Below are 17204 nucleotides of genomic sequence, written 5' to 3'. Positions count from 1 at the left end.
TTTGCTCCTTAATTCTTGGTTGTTAGATCATAGGTTGCTACAATTTCGTCTTCTATGACTTGGCCAGTTTCTTTAAATCCATAATGGAGATAGCAAGATCTTGCATGTTTATTTTCTGGGTCATAAGATAACCAAAGACTTGTTGCTTTTCCAGCTGGCTCTGTTCGAACAAAGTCAATAACTGCATCCATAGTCGGTTTAAAATAGCCTAAACCTTGAAATCGTTGATCGATCATAAAACGAAATAACAAGTAATTTCCCTTGCTGATCCCAATTTTCTGGTCATAGGTAATCATAACAAAACCAATTAATGCTTCCTTATCATAAACTGCTAAGGGAGCTATAAAATCACCAATTTTATCATATACATAGGCTTCAGCTAAACTAATGGAATTGGATGCAATAAAATTCCTTTGGTTTGGATGAACTTCTAGATTTAAAACGTCAAAATAATTCTCTATTGTAATATCTTTTAAACAAATAGACATTTCTATTCTCTCTAAAACGTTCTAGACGCTTTCAGTTGGTATGTCCGGATTAAAATAATGCTTGCGGCAAACCGAGATATAGGTCTCATGTCCACCGATCTGGATCTGTTCTCCATCGTAGACAGGTTTGCCCGCTTGGGTACGCAAGACCATGGTCGCCTTGCGGGAACAGTATTGGCAGATGGTCTTAATCTCCTCAATCTTGTCTGCCAACAAGAGGAGGTGTTTAGACCCCTCAAAGAGTTCATTTCGAAAATCATTTTTAAGGCCAAAAGCCATCACCGGCACATCCAGTTCATCAACGACTCTTGCCAGATCATAGACATGATGGCGTTTCAAAAACTGAGCTTCATCGATTAAGACACAGTAAGGTTTGATGGGTTGGTTCTGAATAAAACCAAAGATATCTGTTCCTTCTTCAATTGCAACGGCTTCTCGCTTCATACCAATCCGGCTAGAAACTACTCCTACTCCATCTCTAGTATCAATTGCCGAGGTCATAATCACCACACGCTTGCCTTGCTCTTCATAATTATGGGCCACCTTCAAGATCTCAATGGTTTTCCCTGAGTTCATGGTCCCATATTTATAATATAATTGTGCCATTTTCCTTCTGTTCTCTCTAAAATGTGTTTCATTATCATTTTACCATAATTTTGCTGACCTTTGTATTCCAAAATGTGATAAAATAGTTCTATAACATATTTAGGAGGTGGCCATATGCCATTTGTACGAATTGACCTATTTGAAGGACGCACTTTGGAACAAAAGAAAGCCCTCGCTAAAGAAGTAACAGAAGCTGTTGTTCGCAACACTGGTGCTCCTCAGTCAGCTGTTCACGTCATCATTAATGATATGCCTGAAGGAACCTACTTCCCACATGGTGAAATGCGTACCAAATAATCTTGCCGTCAAAAAAACCTTTCTTGCTTGTGACTTCACATAGCAGGAAAGGTTTTTTGCTTATTTTTCTTGTGCTTGACGTTTTGCCTTCCGTTCTTCGAATTCTTCATCACTCATCAAGGTTCCACCGACATTAGCTGATTTCGCAAAGGCTGTGTAGCGACGCAACCAACCACTGGAAATTTTCGATTTGAACGGTTTCAAGTGTTTACGACGTTCTGCAAGGGTCGCATTATCGACAAGCAACTCGATTGTACGATTTGGAAGATCAATCACGATTTCATCCCCATCTTCGATTAAGGCGATATTACCACCTTCTGCTGCTTCTGGAGAAACGTGACCTATCGCAATCCCACGAGTAGCTCCTGAGAAACGACCATCCGTAATAAGAGCCACATCCTTACCAAGACCGCGTCCGACAATCTTAGAAGTTGGCGCCAACATTTCTGGCATACCAGGACCACCCTGAGGACCTTCGTAACGAATGACAACGACATGTCCCTTCTTGACTGTTCCATTGTCAATCAACTCAAGGGCTTGATCTTGTGAATCGCAACAAATAGCCTTACCGCAGAAAGTGGTCACAGATGGATCGACACCACCTACCTTGATAACCGCTCCATCTTGAGCAATATTTCCGTAAAGGATAGACAAACCACCAACTGGTGAAATAGGATGCTCAATTGGATGGATAATTTCTTCATTTTTAATTTCCGCACCAGCTACGTTTTCTTTCAAGGTTTTACCAGTAACTGTAATACGATCACCCTTAATAGCTCCTTTTTTAATCAACTGATTAATAATAGCTGGAACACCACCAGCTTCGTGCACATCATGCATAGTGTAGACACTTGAAGGGGCAATTTTAGAGAGATAAGGTGTCTTCTTGGCAATTTCATTGATATCTTTGAGATCATAGTCAATCCCCGCCTCTCGCGCAATCGCAAGCGTATGGAGAACAGTATTGGTTGAACCACCCATTGCCATATCAAGCGCAAAGGCATCATCGATAGCTTCTTTGGTCACAACATCCCGTGGACGGATATCTTTTTTAATATTCTCTACCAATTGTTTGGCCGCTTGGCGAACCAATTCCCGGCGTTCATCTGAAACAGCTAAAATGGTACCATTTCCTGGAAGAGCAAGGCCTAATACTTCCATCAAACAGTTCATGGAATTGGCGGTAAACATACCAGAGCAAGAGCCACAAGTTGGGCAAGCATTTTTTTCCAGGAAATCCAGCTCATCCATGCTCATATCACCAGCTTGATAAGTACCTACTGCTTCAAACAAACTGGAAAGAGTCGCTTGATGCCCCGTCATGTCAACGCCACCCTTCATAGGTCCACCAGAACAAAATACAGCAGGCACATTGGTCCGCATGGCTGCCAAAATCATTCCTGGTGTAATCTTGTCACAGTTGGGAATATAGAAAACACCGTCAAACCAGTGGGCATTGATGACCGTTTCAGCAGTATCAGCGATCAACTCGCGTGATGGCAAACTATAACGCATCCCGATATGTCCCATAGCGATTCCGTCATCGACACCGATGGTATTAAACTCAAAAGGAATTCCACCAGCTTCGCGAATAGCTTCCTTGGCAACATCTGCTAATTCACGCAGGTGAACATGCCCTGGAACGATATCAATATAGGAGTTACAAATTGCAATAAAGGGTTTTTGCATATCTTTTGCTGATTTTACTTGCCCTGTTGCATAGAGGAGACCACGCGCTGGTGCTCGGTCGATCCCCATTTTGATCATATCGCTTCTCATCTTGTTCTCCTTCTAGTTCTTCATTTCTACCTCCTAATCTTACCACTTTGACCTCAATTGTCAAGAACTTTCAGAAAATTTATACTATTTACGGTACATAAAAAGCCTGGTTTCCCAGACTTTAGTTTGTTTGCTTTTTTTCGATCTGCCAGAGCCGAAGTTGGTAGCAAATACCACTCACGACAAGGCTAGAAATAAGACCAATCCAATAGGCATAGGGACCAAGGTTGGTCACATGATCAAGGAAAATCCCTAAAGGAATCGAAATACACCAATAGCTAAAAACTCCTAATAAGAACGGAACGGTTGTATCCTTATAGCCCCGCAAAATCCCTTGAAGGGGTGCCGCAAAGGTATCGGCTACTTGGAAAAAGAGACTATAGGTCATGAAAATAGCAGTTTGCTGCACAAAGATTGGATCCTTGCCGTATAGTCCCGCCAGTTGGAAGCGGAAGGTATAAAGAAAGACAAGGGTGACAATGGCAAAGCCAAAGGCTGTCAGCCGGCCCAATCGGCAATATTGTTTGACCACTTCTGGTCTTCCTGCTCCCAGTTCGTAAGATACAATAATGGCCATGGCGCTTGAGATACTCATCGGAAAGGCATACATCAAGGTTGAAAAATTCATGGCCGACTGGTGACTAGCAATAGTGAGTGATGGGAATTTTGCCATTAACAGGCCAACCAGCGAGAAGATGATGACTTCCGCAAAAACAATTCCTCCAATTGGAAGACCTAATCGCAAGACTTCCTTCATCCCTTTAAAATCATAAGGTTGCGGCTTCCACAATTGGAAAGATGCTACCTTAGGGTGCTTGCACAAGATCAAAACTGCAATAGCCAGCAAGACCCAGTAGGCCATAGAGGTTCCAAGACCTGCTCCCGCTCCTCCCATCTCAGGAAAGCCAAAAGCCCCATAGATCAAGATATAGTTAAAACAAGCATTCAAAGGTAAGAGCAAGAGCATCAAGTACATCGATAGTCGCGTCATTCCCAACGTATCAAAGAAAGTCCGAATGATACTAAAGAGCAATAAAGGCAAAATACCAAGCGAAAGATAGTATAGATAATGAACCGCGATCTGAGCCACGACCTTTTCTAAGCCGATCCGAGTCAGAATTAATGGGGCAATCCCCCAGACAAAGCCCATTAAGAGTATAGCCATCCCTAGAGACATATAAAGGAATTGGTAAACATCCCCTGCAATTCGATTTTTATTGCCCTTTCCGAGATGATGTCCGACGATCGGCGTTAGGGCAGAGACAATCCCTGTCAAAAAGGTGAAAAAGGGATTCCACAGGCTGGTGGCTGTAGAGACCCCAGCAAGATCTAGGGTCCGGTACTGGCCTGTCATGGCTGTATCAACAAAACTAGCAGAATAATTGGCCAATTGGTAAATCAAAATCGGTAAAAATAGGCTTATAAACAAGCGCAGGCGTTCTTTAAAACGGTGGGTTTCATACATAATCCTAACTCTTTTCTAATCCATCATTATTTCCCTTCTTCCACTCTACTATACGTTTCCTTAAAAGTCAAAAAAACCGAAGACCTCAGGTGAGATCTTCGGAAGTTCAGAGATTATTTTTGATGGCGGTTCAAAATCGCGTTAAGAATAATCGCCAAGACACTTGCGACGACAATTCCGTTTGCAAAGAACATTTGGAATCCAGTTGGAAGGCCGTTAAAGAGGGTACTGTTATTCAAACCAACCCCGGCAGCAATCGATACCGCTGCAATTAAGAAATTGTGCTCATTGTGCTCAAAATCAACACGCGCAAGAATCTGCATCCCTTGAATAGACACAAAACCAAACATCACGAGCATGGCTCCACCAAGAACTGGGCTTGGGATGATTTGTGCCAAAGCTCCAAACTTAGGAAGGAGACCAAGAAGAACGAGGAAACCGGCTGCGTAGTATATTGGAAGACGAGTCTTGATACCAGACAATTTCACTAAACCAACGTTTTGTGAGAATCCAGTGTAAGGGAAGGTATTGAAGATACCACCGAGAAGAACGGCCAACCCTTCAGCACGATAGCCATTACGGAGGCGAGTGCTGGTAATTGGATCTTTAGTAATATCAGAAAGGGCAAGATAAACCCCTGTTGATTCCACCATAGAAACTGTCGCGATGATACACATCATTAAGATTGAAGTGATTTCAAACTTAGGAGCTCCAAAGAAGAATGGTGTTGGAACGTGAACAACTGGTGCTTGCGATACAGGTGTGAAATCCACTAAGCCCATAGAGGCCGCAATAGCAGTCCCTACGATTAACCCAATCAAAATAGAGATGGATTTGATAAAGCCAGTCGTATAGATATTAACGATCAAGATAATGAGAATCGTAATCAAGGCCAAGACCAAACTTTGTACCGTTGGTTTGGCTGCGTTATTCCCCATGTTACCAATCGCTACGGGAATCAAGGTCAAACCAATGGTCGTAATGACCGATCCCGTCACGATCGATGGGAAGAGGTTGGCAATCTTAGAGAAGAAGCCAGAGACAAGAATGACATAAAGCCCTGAAACAATCAAGGCACCAAACATGGCCCCACTACCATGGCTAGCTCCGATCATGCTAAGAGGTGCTACAGACTGGAAGGCAACCCCAAGGACAACAGGAAGACCGATCCCAAAGTACTTATTGAGCTGAACTTGAAGGAAAGTCGCTACCCCACACATGAAGATATCTGTAGAGATGAGGTAGGTTAGCTGATGAGCGTTATAGCCCAACGCTCCCGCAATCATAATCGGCACCAAAATAGATCCCGAATACATGGCTAATAAATGTTGCAAGCCTAAAATAGCCGCTTGCGAATGGCTTTCTTGTTTTTGCATTAGATGTCTGCCTCCTTAAATACAACTTGGCCATTTTCAAAACGGTCCAAACGCGCGAGGGATACAACTGGGTATCCCAACTCTTCTAATAATCCCCGTCCATCTTGGAAGGATTTTTCAATGACAATTCCAATGGCTTCCACTTTAGCACCCGCTTGTTCGATGATTTGGATTAAGCCTTTAGCCGCTTGGCCATTCGCAAGGAAATCATCAATGATCAAGACCTTATCTGCTGGATCCAAGAATTTACCCGCAATCGAAACGGTGCTGGTGACTTGCTTGGTAAAGGAATAAACCTCAGCCGTCAAAATCCCCTCATTCATGGTGATATTTTTCGCCTTTTTGGCAAAGATCATGGGAACATCCAGCGATTCTGCTACATAAAGAGCAGGCGCAATCCCAGATGCTTCAATAGTCACAACTTTGGTAATACCAGCGTCTTTGAAATGATCCGCAAAGGTTTGACCAATTTCCTTCATCAGTTTGAAATCCACTTGGTGGGTCAAAAAGGAGTCCACCTTGAGGATATTTTCTCCTAAAACATTGCCATCTTTTAAGATACGTTCTTCCAGTAGTTTCATACTTCCTCCTACTTTAAACAATCCTCTACTCATTCACAAAACACAAAAAGGCCTGCTAAGCAAGCCTTGAAATCTCTCTAGGAAGAGAAATAATCCCGACTTACTTATTGTTAGGTGTTCCGGCACCTTGTAGAAACATCACGCCCATTCGTGAAATAAATAAGTAATTGAATTAGTGTGCATCGCCATTCCAGATGGAATTCTTCACGATCACATAGTCGACGTGCTTCAGATCCGCTAATTTCCGACCTCCAGCATACGAGATCGAACTTTGCAAATCTTGTTCCATTTCTGTCAAGGTATCTTGGAGATGCCCCTTAGCAGGTAATAAAATTTTCTTGCCCTCGACATTCTTATAAGCACCTTTTTGGTACTCTGAAGCGGATCCATAGTACTCTTTGAAAGACTCTCCATCGATTTCTACCGTTTTACCAGGACTTTCAATATGCCCAGCAAAAAGCGAACCGATCATGACCATAGACGCCCCAAAACGAATGGACTTGGCAATATCTCCATTGGTCCGAATCCCGCCATCCGCAATGATCGGCTTGCGGGCTGCTTTTGAACACCAGCGAAGGGCTGCTAATTGCCAACCACCTGTACCAAATCCAGTCTTAACCTTTGTGATACAAACCTTACCAGGACCGATCCCGACCTTGGTCGCATCAGCTCCCGCATTTTCTAATTCACGGACAGCTTCAGGTGTTCCGACATTTCCAGCAATGACAAAGGTACCTGGCAATTCTTTCTTAATGTGATGGATCATCCGAATCACACTATCCGCATGGCCATGGGCGATATCAATGGTGATGTACTCGGGTGCATCTGCCTTTAATTGACTCACAAAGTCATACTCATATTCCTTAACACCGACCGAAATCGAAGCAATCAAGCCTTGATCGTGCATACGTTTGACAAAGGGAATCCGACCTGCTTCGTCAAAACGGTGCATGATGTAGAAGTATCCACCACGCGCCAACTGTTCTGCCACATCCTCATCTAGAATAGTCTGCATATTGGCCGGCACAACAGGAAGTTTAAAGGTATGATTGCCAAACTGAACGGTCGTATCCGCCTCAGAACGGCTATTGATGATACATTTGTTCGGAATTAGCTGAATATCTTCGTAGTCAAAAATAGGAAATTCATTTAACATCGATTGTAAAATCTCTTTTCTATAAACTAACCTACCTATGCGTTTCCGCATCACTACGTCACTCGACGTTTCCTTGATTGATTATACCAAAGATACGGACCTAATGCAACGGGAATGATTTTATAGGAAACAACGTTCGGAAATTACAAAATAAAACCTGTTTCAAAAAGAGAAACAGGTTTTATTTATGAACATTTTGGAGCCAATTGTTGATTTCTCTAGCTACAATTTCTGGTGCCTCTGAATACAGTTCGTGTCCCAAACCTTCTAGCAAGACTTGCTTGATCTTGGGATCAAGTTGATTCAGAGCTGCTTTCCTCCATTCAGGTTCTTCTTGGTATCGAGGACCAATAAAGAGGACGGGCTTGTCTGTAATTGAAATCTGGTTAGCCTTGATCTGACGTCGTAGACGCAATAAAGCCAAGACCTTTTCTAGATCTAGATTTAATTCATATTGTTCACTCGCTAGATTCCAGCGATAGCTAGCCTCTACTGCTTTTCGCGCTATAGGCGTAGGATCTGCTCCATCACCGAATTCTGCTAACACGGCTTCTTCCAATGTCGAAAAGACTTGCTGCTGCATGAAGGACGATGTACCTTCTAGCTCTTCCTCAAGAGGCAAGATCTTTTCCATATCCAGATAGCCACCATCCAAGAGAATCAGAGCTTGGATCTGAGGGAACGCAGCAGCCAGATAACGAGCCAAATCTCCACCCAAAGAATGCCCCAATAAACAGATCTCTTCAGCTTGCTCGATCTGACCTTGAAACCAAGCATGAAGATCTTTTTCTGTCTGAATCATTTCCCTATAGGGATCTAAAAAGGTTACCGGAAAGCCGAGATCATCGATAAGTGGCACCAGATGGTAGCAATTGCCACCTAGACCGCCGATAAAATAATATTGCATATATTTTGTCTCTTTTCTATAAGATTAAAAGCTTATGAAAGCTATACATATTTAGTCATCCTTTCCCTACTATCATACCGAAATACAGTTTGAAGATCAAGTTCGTCACTAGCTAGGGGAATTTGATACAAAAATGAGACCACAGGGTCCTTAGAATGTAAACAAACTATCTTAAAGTATAATAAGTTGATAAAATATCGAAACTTTCCGCTGTGAGAAAAGTGCCTGAAACAATAATGTTTCAGGCACTCGGAATTATTGAGACATTAGGCTCAATAATTAGTCATGGAACTTCGAAGAAGTTCGCTGACGTCCGTACTCACCTAAGGAAAGTTTCTAATACGACTAGCTCTTCAATCTGAGACCCTTGAAGTCTCCTTATATTTGATCCTATCTGAATAAACAGGATACAAAAAAATCCACTCACTTGTTGTGAAATGGATTGTTTCTTCATTAACGGTTCAACAAGAAATTGAACAATTTTTCGACAATTTTTACGACCAACCAGCATAAGAATCCGATATAGCTAAAATAGAAAATGAGTGACAAAATCGTAATAATCATGGTTTCCTCCTTCATCGATTGCAAGTCCTTGTCTTATTATACCTTTTTATGCAATCGAACTCAATAGAATTTTGAAAATTGTCTGATTATTCTTTTTCTTTCTTATCTTCTTTTGCATCTTGATCGGCTTCTTCACTGCCTTTATTGATAGCTGTCTTAAATTCAGCAAACATTTTGCCGATAGACTGGCCCAACTCAGGTAGGCGTTTTGGTCCAAAAATCAAGAGGGCACCCAGGATGATGATGATCAAACCTGGTGCTCCAATATCACGTAAAATTCCCATTAGTTTCTCCTTTTTCTCAAATAGATGACTTTACTGATGGCGACACTCACTTCAAATAAGAGGATCAAAGGGACCGTCATGGCCAAGTCACTGATAAAGTCTGCAGGGGTTAGCACGACGGCTAAGATCAGCAGGACAAAGTAAGCGTAACGACGATAGGTGATTAAAAACTGTGGTGTCAAAAGCCCAATTGAGGTTAGAAAAGCGACCAAAACTGGTAACTCAAACAAGACTCCTAAAGGCAAGGTGGTGTGCCATAAGAAGGTTAAATAATTTTGCGCCGTCAATTGGGTATCAAACAATCCTTCTCCCAAGCGCATCAAGACCTCTAAAATAGCTGGGCTGACAAAGAAATAACCAAATGCAAGCCCCAGCACAAAGCAAATAAAGCTAGCTGGTATGTAGGCAAAGACTGCTCGCGCCTCCTTCTCCCTCAAAGCCGGTCTCACAAATTGCCAAATCTGGTAGACAATAAAGGGCAGGGTCAGACTAAAGGCTGTGAGATTGGCCAGAGATACATAGATCCAGAGGATATCATTTGGCCCTAGTACCAGCAGTTTTTGATGCAGGCTAGCCGTCAATACTTGGTAGAGTTCTCCTCCAAATACAAAGGCTACAATAAAAACGATAATGTAACACAAGACCACTGCGATCAATCGTTTTCGAAATTCGACCAAGTGCTCGACAATGGTCATTTTATCTGCTCTAGTCTTTGCCATATTGTCTCACCGTGATAAGGGCGATCAGGGCCACAAAGAGTAGTTGAGGAAGAAGAACTTCCCAGCTTGGATAGATCCCTGCCCAATCGATGGTTGGAAGTCCATTGACCAAATGACTAGGTAGGATATTAGTCAACTGCAAGGCGTGGATGCTAACACCAAGCATCTTGAAGGCCAAGGCGTAAATCAACCACGTCAGAATGAAAAAGATTCGATGAGGTTGGATGGCTTGACTGGCCTTGGTCATCGCCACTGCAATGATAATGAGAACGGCTATGGCAAGCCCGATTCCCAGTATGAAATGAGCAGTTGTAATCCGTGGGATGATTCCGACATAGAAGAGAATGGTCTCAGCCCCTTCACGAAAGACTGCTAAGAAACTGAGGGCAAACATAGAGACAAAACTTCCTGTAGCCGTTACCGTCTTCACCTGACGGTCCATAAAGGCATTCCACTGTTTGACAGAGGACTTGCTGTGTAGCCAAATTCCAATGAGGATCATCATGACCACTGCGAAAATCCCAACGCCCCCTTCAATGATTTCCCGGTTAGACCCCGAAGTCACAGCTGGAAAAGCTACTTGCAGAACAAGAGCGATCGCTGCACTGGCAAGAACCCCCGCAAGAGCTCCACCGTAGACCCATTTGAGGCCTTTCCTCATCTTAGCGGCCTTAAGGGTCGTCACAAGGGCCATGACGATCAGAAGCGCTTCTACTCCTTCACGCAGAAGAATCAACATAGCATCAAAAGCGTTGTAAGAAGCTGTCGTATCGATCGCAGAAAGGTCCCTGATCAAGGCTTGTAATTTCTCTTGATAGGTCTTTTCTTTCCCCTTAACCATAATGACCGGTGATTCACTCTCTACGCGCGTGTAGAGGCTTGGATTGGTCGTACTGACATCCCCCTCAATGGTTGGCCAGATGGTGATGAACTGCTTCATAGTTGCTGCAGCAGATTGATCGTCGCCGGATTGGAATTGGTTTTGCGCCTTCTCCAAAAGCTTGATCCCATCTTTCAGTGTCAAATCCGTATTAGCACTGCTAATCACTTCTCCTTTTACAAAGGCATCAATCCCATTTTTGAGGTCATCATAGGAGGACTGGATGCTGGTGAAGTCAGTAGGCTCTGTTTCAATGCTACTACGTAAGAGCGAAATGGCCGTCTCGATTTTGCCATAGTAGGCTGTGCTGTGATCTCTTACCACTGCTTCGTTTCGTGTCCAGGTATTATTGAGATCAGCATAGGTTTGACGGGTTTTATCCAGATCCTTAGCTATAATGGCATCTTGTAAGTTCTTAAAATAAGGAGCGAGGCGACTCACGAGTTTGTCTTTTTCCGCCTCTAAATCGACCGGATTTTGCTCTTTTTCAAAAGCGAGCAAGGCTGATGAGATCTTGGTGAGATCCTCTTTGGTTACCTCCCCTTTTATAGCTAGAGCTTGGCTAACTTTTTTTCCTGCCTTGGACTCATGGTGGTCCTTGGTTTCAAAATCAGCTTGAATCTCAGCGATCAATTCCTTGGCCTTCTCCTGGTTCTTATTTTCTACAGCGGTTGTTGCGTCTGTGATCTTGATAAAGAGATCGCTATAAGATTCCGCAGCCACTGGATGAGTCCAGAACAAGGCAAGAAGGCCTAACAAGATCAAGAGTTTATTCAAAGAGTGCTTGACCAAGGTAGCCTCCTTTCTCTACGCCTGCAAAGCAAGCAAAGAGTCCACTTCCAATATGGGTGATGTACTCGTTCATTTTATCGACTGCACCCAAATTGGTTTGGATTTTAACAAAACTGTTTGGATCTTTTTGAAAAGCGATAAAAATCAAGCCTGCATCAAATTGCCCTGTTCTCTCATCGATGCCATCCGAATAGGAATAAGACCGCCGTAAAATAGGGAGATTTAGCTCTTTTGCCAAGCGGACATGTGAATCAACTGGTAGTTTAGATAAATCTACTTCATCAAATTCGTTGGTTTTCCCAAAGGGAGCGCCTGACTCTTTGTAACGACCAAAGGTATTTTCCTGCTCCTGCAAATTGGTCCGGTCCCAAGTTTCCAAGTGCATTTGGACAAGGCGAAGAGCCATGTAGGAACCACCCTTCATCCAGTCCTTGCTGTCAGTCCAGACGACCTTATCAAAGTCCTTCTCCGTCGTGACATTTGCTGTTCCATCCTTGAAACCAAAGAGGTTACGCGGTGTTTCTTTCCTGTCACCAATCGCCGCAAAACCGGACTTGCTCCACTTCATAGTGATGCTATTACGACCTTTGCGGATGAGATTTCGGACCGCGTGAAAGGCGACTTGCTCATCGTCGGCACAGGCCTGAATGACGATATCGCCACCAGTGTATTTGTCCTGCAACTGCTCCTTTGGAAATGGAGGCAAATCACGAAATAGCTTGGGACGTTTAGATTCTAAACCTAATTTCTTGAGAAAGTTAGCAGAGACACCAAACGTCAGGCTCAAGCGATAGGGGTTCAGTCCGACAGTTTCTCCTGTATCTTTTGGTGGTAAGAACCCATTGGCACCATTTTTTTGAACCAACTGCCCTTCGACTAATTTACTACTATAATCGGTCCAGTCTTTAAAGAGCTGGATGACTTCTTTTTTGTCCGTCGTGTGAAGATCTAATACCACCAAGTAGCAAGCCTTCTGCATGGCCGTCGTAATCCCTGCTTGGTGCTTGCCATAAAAGGAGATGTCTTCATCCCCGTCATAAGCTTTTTTACTGGAACTGTCTTGATTAGCGAAAAAAGCAGATGCACCAGAGAGACCCAGCGCTAGACCAGCCCCTCCAATACCTGCTTTTTTAAGAAATTCACGACGGTCCATTTTTTTATCTAAAAATTTTTCGTCAGCCATTTTTCTTATTTCCCATCTAAAATCACACCCATTTGAGACAAAGGTTCCCCAAGTTTGGTCACCGCTTCTGCCAATTCTTTGGTATCGTCCTTGGTCAAATCTGTGTAAGGCTTATAATTTGAATCATCGGTCATGTACTTATCCAACAAAGCATTGACATGTTTGAATTCTGCTTCCAAGGTTTTAACCAACTTGGCATCTTTTTTCTCAATCAAAGGTTTAAAGAGAGAGAAGATCTTTTCAGCCCCTTCAATATTGGCGCGGAAGTCGTAAAGATCTGTATGAGAGAATACTTCCTCTTCACCTGTAATCTTTTGCGTTGCCACTTCATTAAGCAGGTCTACCGCCCCGGTTAGCATCACATCAGGAGTCACATCAACGGTTGCGATCTTAGCTTTCAACTCCTTGATATCGTTCACCAGTTGGTCTGCATATTTGTCTGTGCCATCTGTAGTATTGTTTTCCCAAAGGATACGCTCAATCCGGTGGAAGCCAGACCAGCCGTCTTCTGATTTCTTTTCATCCACATAGTCCACCAAACGGTAGTCGATCTTCACATCAGACTCCCCAAAGGTTTCAGCAATCGGTTCTGAGCGTTCGTAAGCCATGCGGATCAATGGGTATTGCTTTTTCGCTTCTTCCAAATTTCCAGATTTTAATGTATCACGGAAACTTTCAGAATCCTTGAGCAATTGGTCAATTTGCATTTGGACAAAGTCTTTGTATTCAGCTGTCGCATTGTCCAAGGTCTTCTGGTCAGCTTTTGACAACTTCACTGTTGAGCTGGTTTGCGTCTTTTGACTGGACTGCTTGCCAGTAGAGTTCGCACACCCCGCTAAAAGAGCAACACTCAATAAGAGTAAACTATATTTTTTCATGAAAAGTTTCTCCTTGTTCAATCTTGATCTTATTTTACCAGAACTTTTCTCATTTTTCAATAATTGTCTGAAAATTTAATAATAGAAAATAAACGCGGAGAAATGACTTTATTTACAAGAGGAGATCCTTGACCCGTCCGATTTCAGATTCTTTTACGACCACAAAGATACTATCTCCTAGGTACAATCGGGTTGCGCCATTCACAGTATAACTCTTTCCGCTACGCATTTGCGCGGTGATCAAGATATCATGTGGCAACTCAAGTTCATGAACTTGCTTGCCAGCAATTTTTTCAGAGACCGGAATTTCAATGATAGTCAAGTCTCCTTCTTCTGACGCTTTATCTGGCAACAATTGCTCCAGCATGGCTTCATAAACGGGCGCACCATGGAGAAGATCCATGATCATGTAGGCGAGCAAAGTGACCATACCCAGTGGCATCAGGCTACGAATATCCCCCACCATCTCTGTTACAAGAATCATGGCTGTCAGTGGGGCTTTTGAAATAGCCCCAAAATACCCACTCATCCCCAGGATAATAAAGAGGGGCAATTGATTAGAGCTGATAAACCCAATGTCTTGAAGAAAGGTTCCAACAATGGCTCCTAAAAGAGAACCCAAAGCAAGAATAGGCAAGAAAATTCCACCAGGAAGGCCACTACCATAACTCAGCATACTCCAGATAAATCGAAGAATAAAATAAAACACGATGGTCAATACAGGATAAGGTAAGCGAGCCAAATCAATCACCAATTGATTTCCTCCACCAAGAATTTGTGGTAGAAAGTAGCCGATCGGAAGAATGAAGAGGAAGGCAAATAAAGAAGAGTAATGAGAAGGGACATGAAAGAGCTGTTCGAGCAGGCGGTAAAAGCGTCCAATATTGAGGACCACTACTTCATAGACATACCCTGCTGCCCCTAAAAAGACTCCGAGAAAGAGATAAATCCAATATTGAGACAGATGGAGGGGCGGAATATTTTGTGGCATGTGAAGGACAGGAGTTTGGCCAAACACATTTAGAGAAATGAAATTTGCAGTCAGACTAGCTGCCAGAGTCGTAATCCAAAAGAAGCGGGAAAAATGATGGTAGACTTCTTCCACGACAAATAAGAGTCCGGCAATAGGGGCATTAAAGGCTGCGGCAAGTCCTGCAGCCGCACCACTTGCAATCAAGGAGCGCTCTTCAACAGGACTAACCTGTAAATGACGAGCGACACCTTTTCCTCCCATAGCTCCTAATTGAATACTAGGCCCCTCACGTCCTAAAAGTAGTCCACTACCGATAGCTAAGACGCCCAGAATGTACTTCTTCCACAAAGTATTCCACCAGCTGACAGCAAGCAAACCCTTGAGTTCTGCTTCTACTTGTGGAATTCCAGACCCTTTGATATCTTTATTGGTACGAATTAGGCGACCAGCTAGAAGGACAATCAAGCCATACCCCAGCACCATCATCAGAAGATAAAAAGGTTGAGAAGGCATGGCTTTGTACAGACCTTGCACCAGATGAAAAATATGTTCAATTAAAAAGCGAAAACTCGAGACAACACAGCCCACAATGATTCCAACAAGAACTCCTCGAACAACATGCGCTACAATTGAGCTAGAGGCAAATTGAAATTCATTTTTGATAGCTTCTTCTTTTACGGACATTCCTAAACTCCTTCAATGGATTCTCCTATTATTATACCCTATTTTACAAGCTCTGAATACATGCGAGGGGATAAAAAAACAAAACCAGCCTTGCTAGTTTTGTTCTTTCGTCATTATTCAGCAGATAAAGCTGCCATAGTGATGTAGTTATATGGTTTGTTGAAGTGTGGCAAGAAGAACAAGTCCGTCAAAGCCAATTTATCAATCGTCACGTGTTCTTGAATTGCAAGTGAGAACATGTGGATGGCCATTGAGATGGCGCTATCACGTGATACCATTTGAGCTCCAAGGATTTGACGAGTGTCTTTGTCATAAACAATCTTGATGCCCACTTCATAGTTATCGTGTTTGATAAATTCTGGTTTTTGAAGGTCGTTGAAGCCTGTTTCAGTGGCATTAAAGCCGGCAGCTTTTGCTTTTTCAAGTGTCAAACCAGTTGAAACCATGTGAAGGCCGTAGATAGAGATCCCGTTAGAACCTTGAACACCGATTCCTTCCAATTCATGACCAGTCGCATTGTAGGCACCAACAATACCTGAACGAACCGCATTAGATGCAAGTGCGATGTAGCTCATTTCCCCGCGCGCATTGTCGTAGATGGTTGCACAGTCACCAACTGCATAGACACCTGGAAGTGACGTTTCTTGTTTCTTATCAACAAGGAAGGCACCGTTGCGGAAGAGTTCAATCTTACCATCCGCAAGAGCTGTATTTGGACGGAAACCAACAGCCAAGATGACCATGTCTACATCGAAAGTTTCTTTATCGGTTACAAGACGTTCTACCTTACCATCTCCTTCAACTGCTTGAACAGTTTGTCCAAGTGCCAAACGGATGTTGTGGTCTTCCAAGTTCTTAGCCATGATGTCTGTGAAGTCTTTATCGTAGTAACCGTTCAAGACAGTATCCACGATATCCACCAAGACAACGTCTTTACCAAGACGTTCGAAAGCTTCAGCAAGCTCAACACCGATGTAACCACCACCAACTACGGCGATGCGGTTCAAGTGTTTGCTGTTATCTTTCAATTTTTCGATGACTTCTTCAGCGTTTTGGTACAATTTAACAAATTGAAGATTTTCAAGAGTTGCTTTGAACTCGCGGTTACCAGGAACGATTTCTACTCCTTTGATCGGAGGAATGATCGGTGTAGAGCCAGTCGCAAAGATCAATTTTTCATAGCTTTCTTTGTGTTCTTTACCGTCAACTTCTGCTGTCACCACTTTGTTGTCATAATCAATTGAAAGAACAGGTGAATTCATGTAAACTTTTGCACCTTTTGCTTCCAATTTTTCCTTGTCAGAGTAGAAAAGACCTTCAGGACCATCGATTTGTTCACCGATCCAAAGTGCCATCCCACAACCAAGGAATGAAATGTTAGAGTTTTGGTCAAAAACTACAATTTCATTTTCATTTCCAAAATTATCTAACATAGTGTTGATACAAGCTGTTCCGGCATGGTTCGCCCCTACAACAACGATTTTACTCATAGAATAAATCCTACCTTTAATTTAATTTACCTCTTGAGTATATCATAATAATGGTATCGTTTACAATCTTTTTGCTCAAAATTTGTGATCTTTTTTTCAAGC

16 protein-coding genes and 1 riboswitch are annotated in these 17204 nt (G+C 42.9%); of the genes, 1 reads left to right on the top strand and 15 read right to left on the bottom strand.

Features of this window, described 5'->3' with window-relative positions; translation table 11 throughout:
- Positions 1–8: 8 nt before the first annotated feature.
- Positions 9–488 carry a GNAT family N-acetyltransferase gene (locus tag BTU61_RS09225; RefSeq protein WP_200773279.1) on the bottom strand — a complete coding sequence of 160 codons (480 nt, stop codon included), beginning with the start codon at positions 486–488 and terminating at the stop codon, positions 9–11.
- A gap of 21 nt (positions 489–509) precedes the next feature.
- Complete coding sequence (locus tag BTU61_RS09220; protein WP_200773278.1) at positions 510–1094, bottom strand: thymidine kinase; 585 nt, start codon at positions 1092–1094, stop codon at positions 510–512.
- A gap of 114 nt (positions 1095–1208) precedes the next feature.
- Between BTU61_RS09220 and BTU61_RS09215 the strand changes: the two genes are divergently transcribed.
- Positions 1209–1391 carry a 4-oxalocrotonate tautomerase gene (locus BTU61_RS09215; RefSeq protein WP_060553585.1) on the top strand — a complete coding sequence of 61 codons (183 nt, stop codon included), beginning with the start codon at positions 1209–1211 and terminating at the stop codon, positions 1389–1391.
- 60 nt (positions 1392–1451) lie between these two features.
- Here the strand turns inward: BTU61_RS09215 and ilvD are convergent, their stop codons facing one another.
- The 13 genes from ilvD to nox all read right to left on the bottom strand — a co-directional run bounded on the left by ilvD (position 1452) and on the right by nox (position 17102).
- Positions 1452–3170, bottom strand: a complete 1719-nt coding sequence (gene ilvD / locus BTU61_RS09210) for a dihydroxy-acid dehydratase (protein ID WP_200773277.1) — start codon at positions 3168–3170, stop codon at positions 1452–1454.
- Between the two features lie 121 nt (positions 3171–3291).
- Positions 3292–4635 carry an MATE family efflux transporter gene (locus tag BTU61_RS09205; protein WP_200773276.1) on the bottom strand — a complete coding sequence of 448 codons (1344 nt, stop codon included), beginning with the start codon at positions 4633–4635 and terminating at the stop codon, positions 3292–3294.
- 113 nt (positions 4636–4748) lie between these two features.
- The gene (locus BTU61_RS09200) at positions 4749–6011 is read right to left on the bottom strand and encodes a nucleobase:cation symporter-2 family protein (RefSeq protein WP_200773275.1); all 1263 of its coding nucleotides are present in this window, start codon (positions 6009–6011) and stop codon (positions 4749–4751) included.
- Positions 6011–6592 (bottom strand): xanthine phosphoribosyltransferase, encoded by a 582-nt coding sequence (locus BTU61_RS09195; RefSeq protein ID WP_200773274.1) that lies wholly within the window; start codon positions 6590–6592, stop codon positions 6011–6013. Before BTU61_RS09195 ends, BTU61_RS09200 begins: the two co-directional genes overlap by 1 nt.
- 87 nt (positions 6593–6679) lie before the next feature.
- Positions 6680–6775: riboswitch (purine riboswitch) on the bottom strand.
- A complete protein-coding gene (locus tag BTU61_RS09190) occupies positions 6765–7748 on the bottom strand; it encodes a GMP reductase (RefSeq protein ID WP_200773273.1) in 984 nt (327 codons plus the stop codon). (Overlaps the previous riboswitch by 11 nt.)
- 181 nt (positions 7749–7929) lie before the next feature.
- Entirely contained in the window at positions 7930–8655 is a 726-nt protein-coding gene (locus tag BTU61_RS09185; protein WP_200773272.1) for an alpha/beta fold hydrolase, read from the bottom strand.
- Positions 8656–9305: 650 nt separating this feature from the next.
- Complete coding sequence (locus BTU61_RS09180) at positions 9306–9503, bottom strand: Sec-independent protein translocase subunit TatA/TatB (RefSeq protein ID WP_200773271.1); 198 nt, start codon at positions 9501–9503, stop codon at positions 9306–9308.
- Complete coding sequence (tatC, locus tag BTU61_RS09175; protein WP_200773270.1) at positions 9503–10222, bottom strand: twin-arginine translocase subunit TatC; 720 nt, start codon at positions 10220–10222, stop codon at positions 9503–9505. Before tatC ends, BTU61_RS09180 begins: the two co-directional genes overlap by 1 nt.
- Complete coding sequence (locus tag BTU61_RS09170; RefSeq protein WP_200773269.1) at positions 10209–11894, bottom strand: FTR1 family iron permease; 1686 nt, start codon at positions 11892–11894, stop codon at positions 10209–10211. Before BTU61_RS09170 ends, tatC begins: the two co-directional genes overlap by 14 nt.
- Positions 11872–13077 (bottom strand): iron uptake transporter deferrochelatase/peroxidase subunit, encoded by a 1206-nt coding sequence (gene efeB / locus BTU61_RS09165; RefSeq protein ID WP_200773268.1) that lies wholly within the window; start codon positions 13075–13077, stop codon positions 11872–11874. Before efeB ends, BTU61_RS09170 begins: the two co-directional genes overlap by 23 nt.
- Positions 13078–13082: 5 nt before the next feature.
- Positions 13083–13955, bottom strand: coding sequence for an iron uptake system protein EfeO (gene efeO / locus BTU61_RS09160; RefSeq protein ID WP_200773267.1), 873 nt, complete (start codon positions 13953–13955; stop codon positions 13083–13085).
- 112 nt (positions 13956–14067) lie between these two features.
- Positions 14068–15612 (bottom strand): ClC family H(+)/Cl(-) exchange transporter, encoded by a 1545-nt coding sequence (locus tag BTU61_RS09155; RefSeq protein WP_200773266.1) that lies wholly within the window; start codon positions 15610–15612, stop codon positions 14068–14070.
- A 113-nt stretch (positions 15613–15725) separates the two neighbouring features.
- A complete protein-coding gene (gene nox, locus BTU61_RS09150; protein WP_200773265.1) occupies positions 15726–17102 on the bottom strand; it encodes a H2O-forming NADH oxidase in 1377 nt (458 codons plus the stop codon).
- Positions 17103–17204 lie beyond the last annotated feature (102 nt).

Origin of the sequence: Streptococcus lactarius, from assembly GCF_016642265.1 — a bacterium.
Taxonomy (GTDB): domain Bacteria; phylum Bacillota; class Bacilli; order Lactobacillales; family Streptococcaceae; genus Streptococcus; species Streptococcus lactarius.
This window is presented reverse-complemented; position numbering and strand designations above follow the sequence as displayed.

Excerpts from the sequence above, each read along its gene's own strand:
- BTU61_RS09225 (WP_200773279.1), bottom strand. The coding sequence starts at position 488 with ATGTCTATTTGTTTAAAAGATATTACAATAGAGAATTATTTTGACGTT.
- BTU61_RS09220 (WP_200773278.1), bottom strand. The coding sequence starts at position 1,094 with ATGGCACAATTATATTATAAATATGGGACCATGAACTCAGGGAAAACC.
- BTU61_RS09215 (WP_060553585.1), top strand. The coding sequence starts at position 1,209 with ATGCCATTTGTACGAATTGACCTATTTGAAGGACGCACTTTGGAACAA.
- ilvD (WP_200773277.1), bottom strand. The coding sequence starts at position 3,170 with ATGAGAAGCGATATGATCAAAATGGGGATCGACCGAGCACCAGCGCGT.
- BTU61_RS09205 (WP_200773276.1), bottom strand. The coding sequence starts at position 4,635 with ATGTATGAAACCCACCGTTTTAAAGAACGCCTGCGCTTGTTTATAAGC.
- BTU61_RS09200 (WP_200773275.1), bottom strand. The coding sequence starts at position 6,011 with ATGCAAAAACAAGAAAGCCATTCGCAAGCGGCTATTTTAGGCTTGCAA.
- BTU61_RS09195 (WP_200773274.1), bottom strand. The coding sequence starts at position 6,592 with ATGAAACTACTGGAAGAACGTATCTTAAAAGATGGCAATGTTTTAGGA.
- BTU61_RS09190 (WP_200773273.1), bottom strand. The coding sequence starts at position 7,748 with ATGTTAAATGAATTTCCTATTTTTGACTACGAAGATATTCAGCTAATT.
- BTU61_RS09185 (WP_200773272.1), bottom strand. The coding sequence starts at position 8,655 with ATGCAATATTATTTTATCGGCGGTCTAGGTGGCAATTGCTACCATCTG.
- BTU61_RS09180 (WP_200773271.1), bottom strand. The coding sequence starts at position 9,503 with ATGGGAATTTTACGTGATATTGGAGCACCAGGTTTGATCATCATCATC.
- tatC (WP_200773270.1), bottom strand. The coding sequence starts at position 10,222 with ATGGCAAAGACTAGAGCAGATAAAATGACCATTGTCGAGCACTTGGTC.
- efeB (WP_200773268.1), bottom strand. The coding sequence starts at position 13,077 with ATGGCTGACGAAAAATTTTTAGATAAAAAAATGGACCGTCGTGAATTT.
- efeO (WP_200773267.1), bottom strand. The coding sequence starts at position 13,955 with ATGAAAAAATATAGTTTACTCTTATTGAGTGTTGCTCTTTTAGCGGGG.
- BTU61_RS09155 (WP_200773266.1), bottom strand. The coding sequence starts at position 15,612 with ATGTCCGTAAAAGAAGAAGCTATCAAAAATGAATTTCAATTTGCCTCT.
- nox (WP_200773265.1), bottom strand. The coding sequence starts at position 17,102 with ATGAGTAAAATCGTTGTTGTAGGGGCGAACCATGCCGGAACAGCTTGT.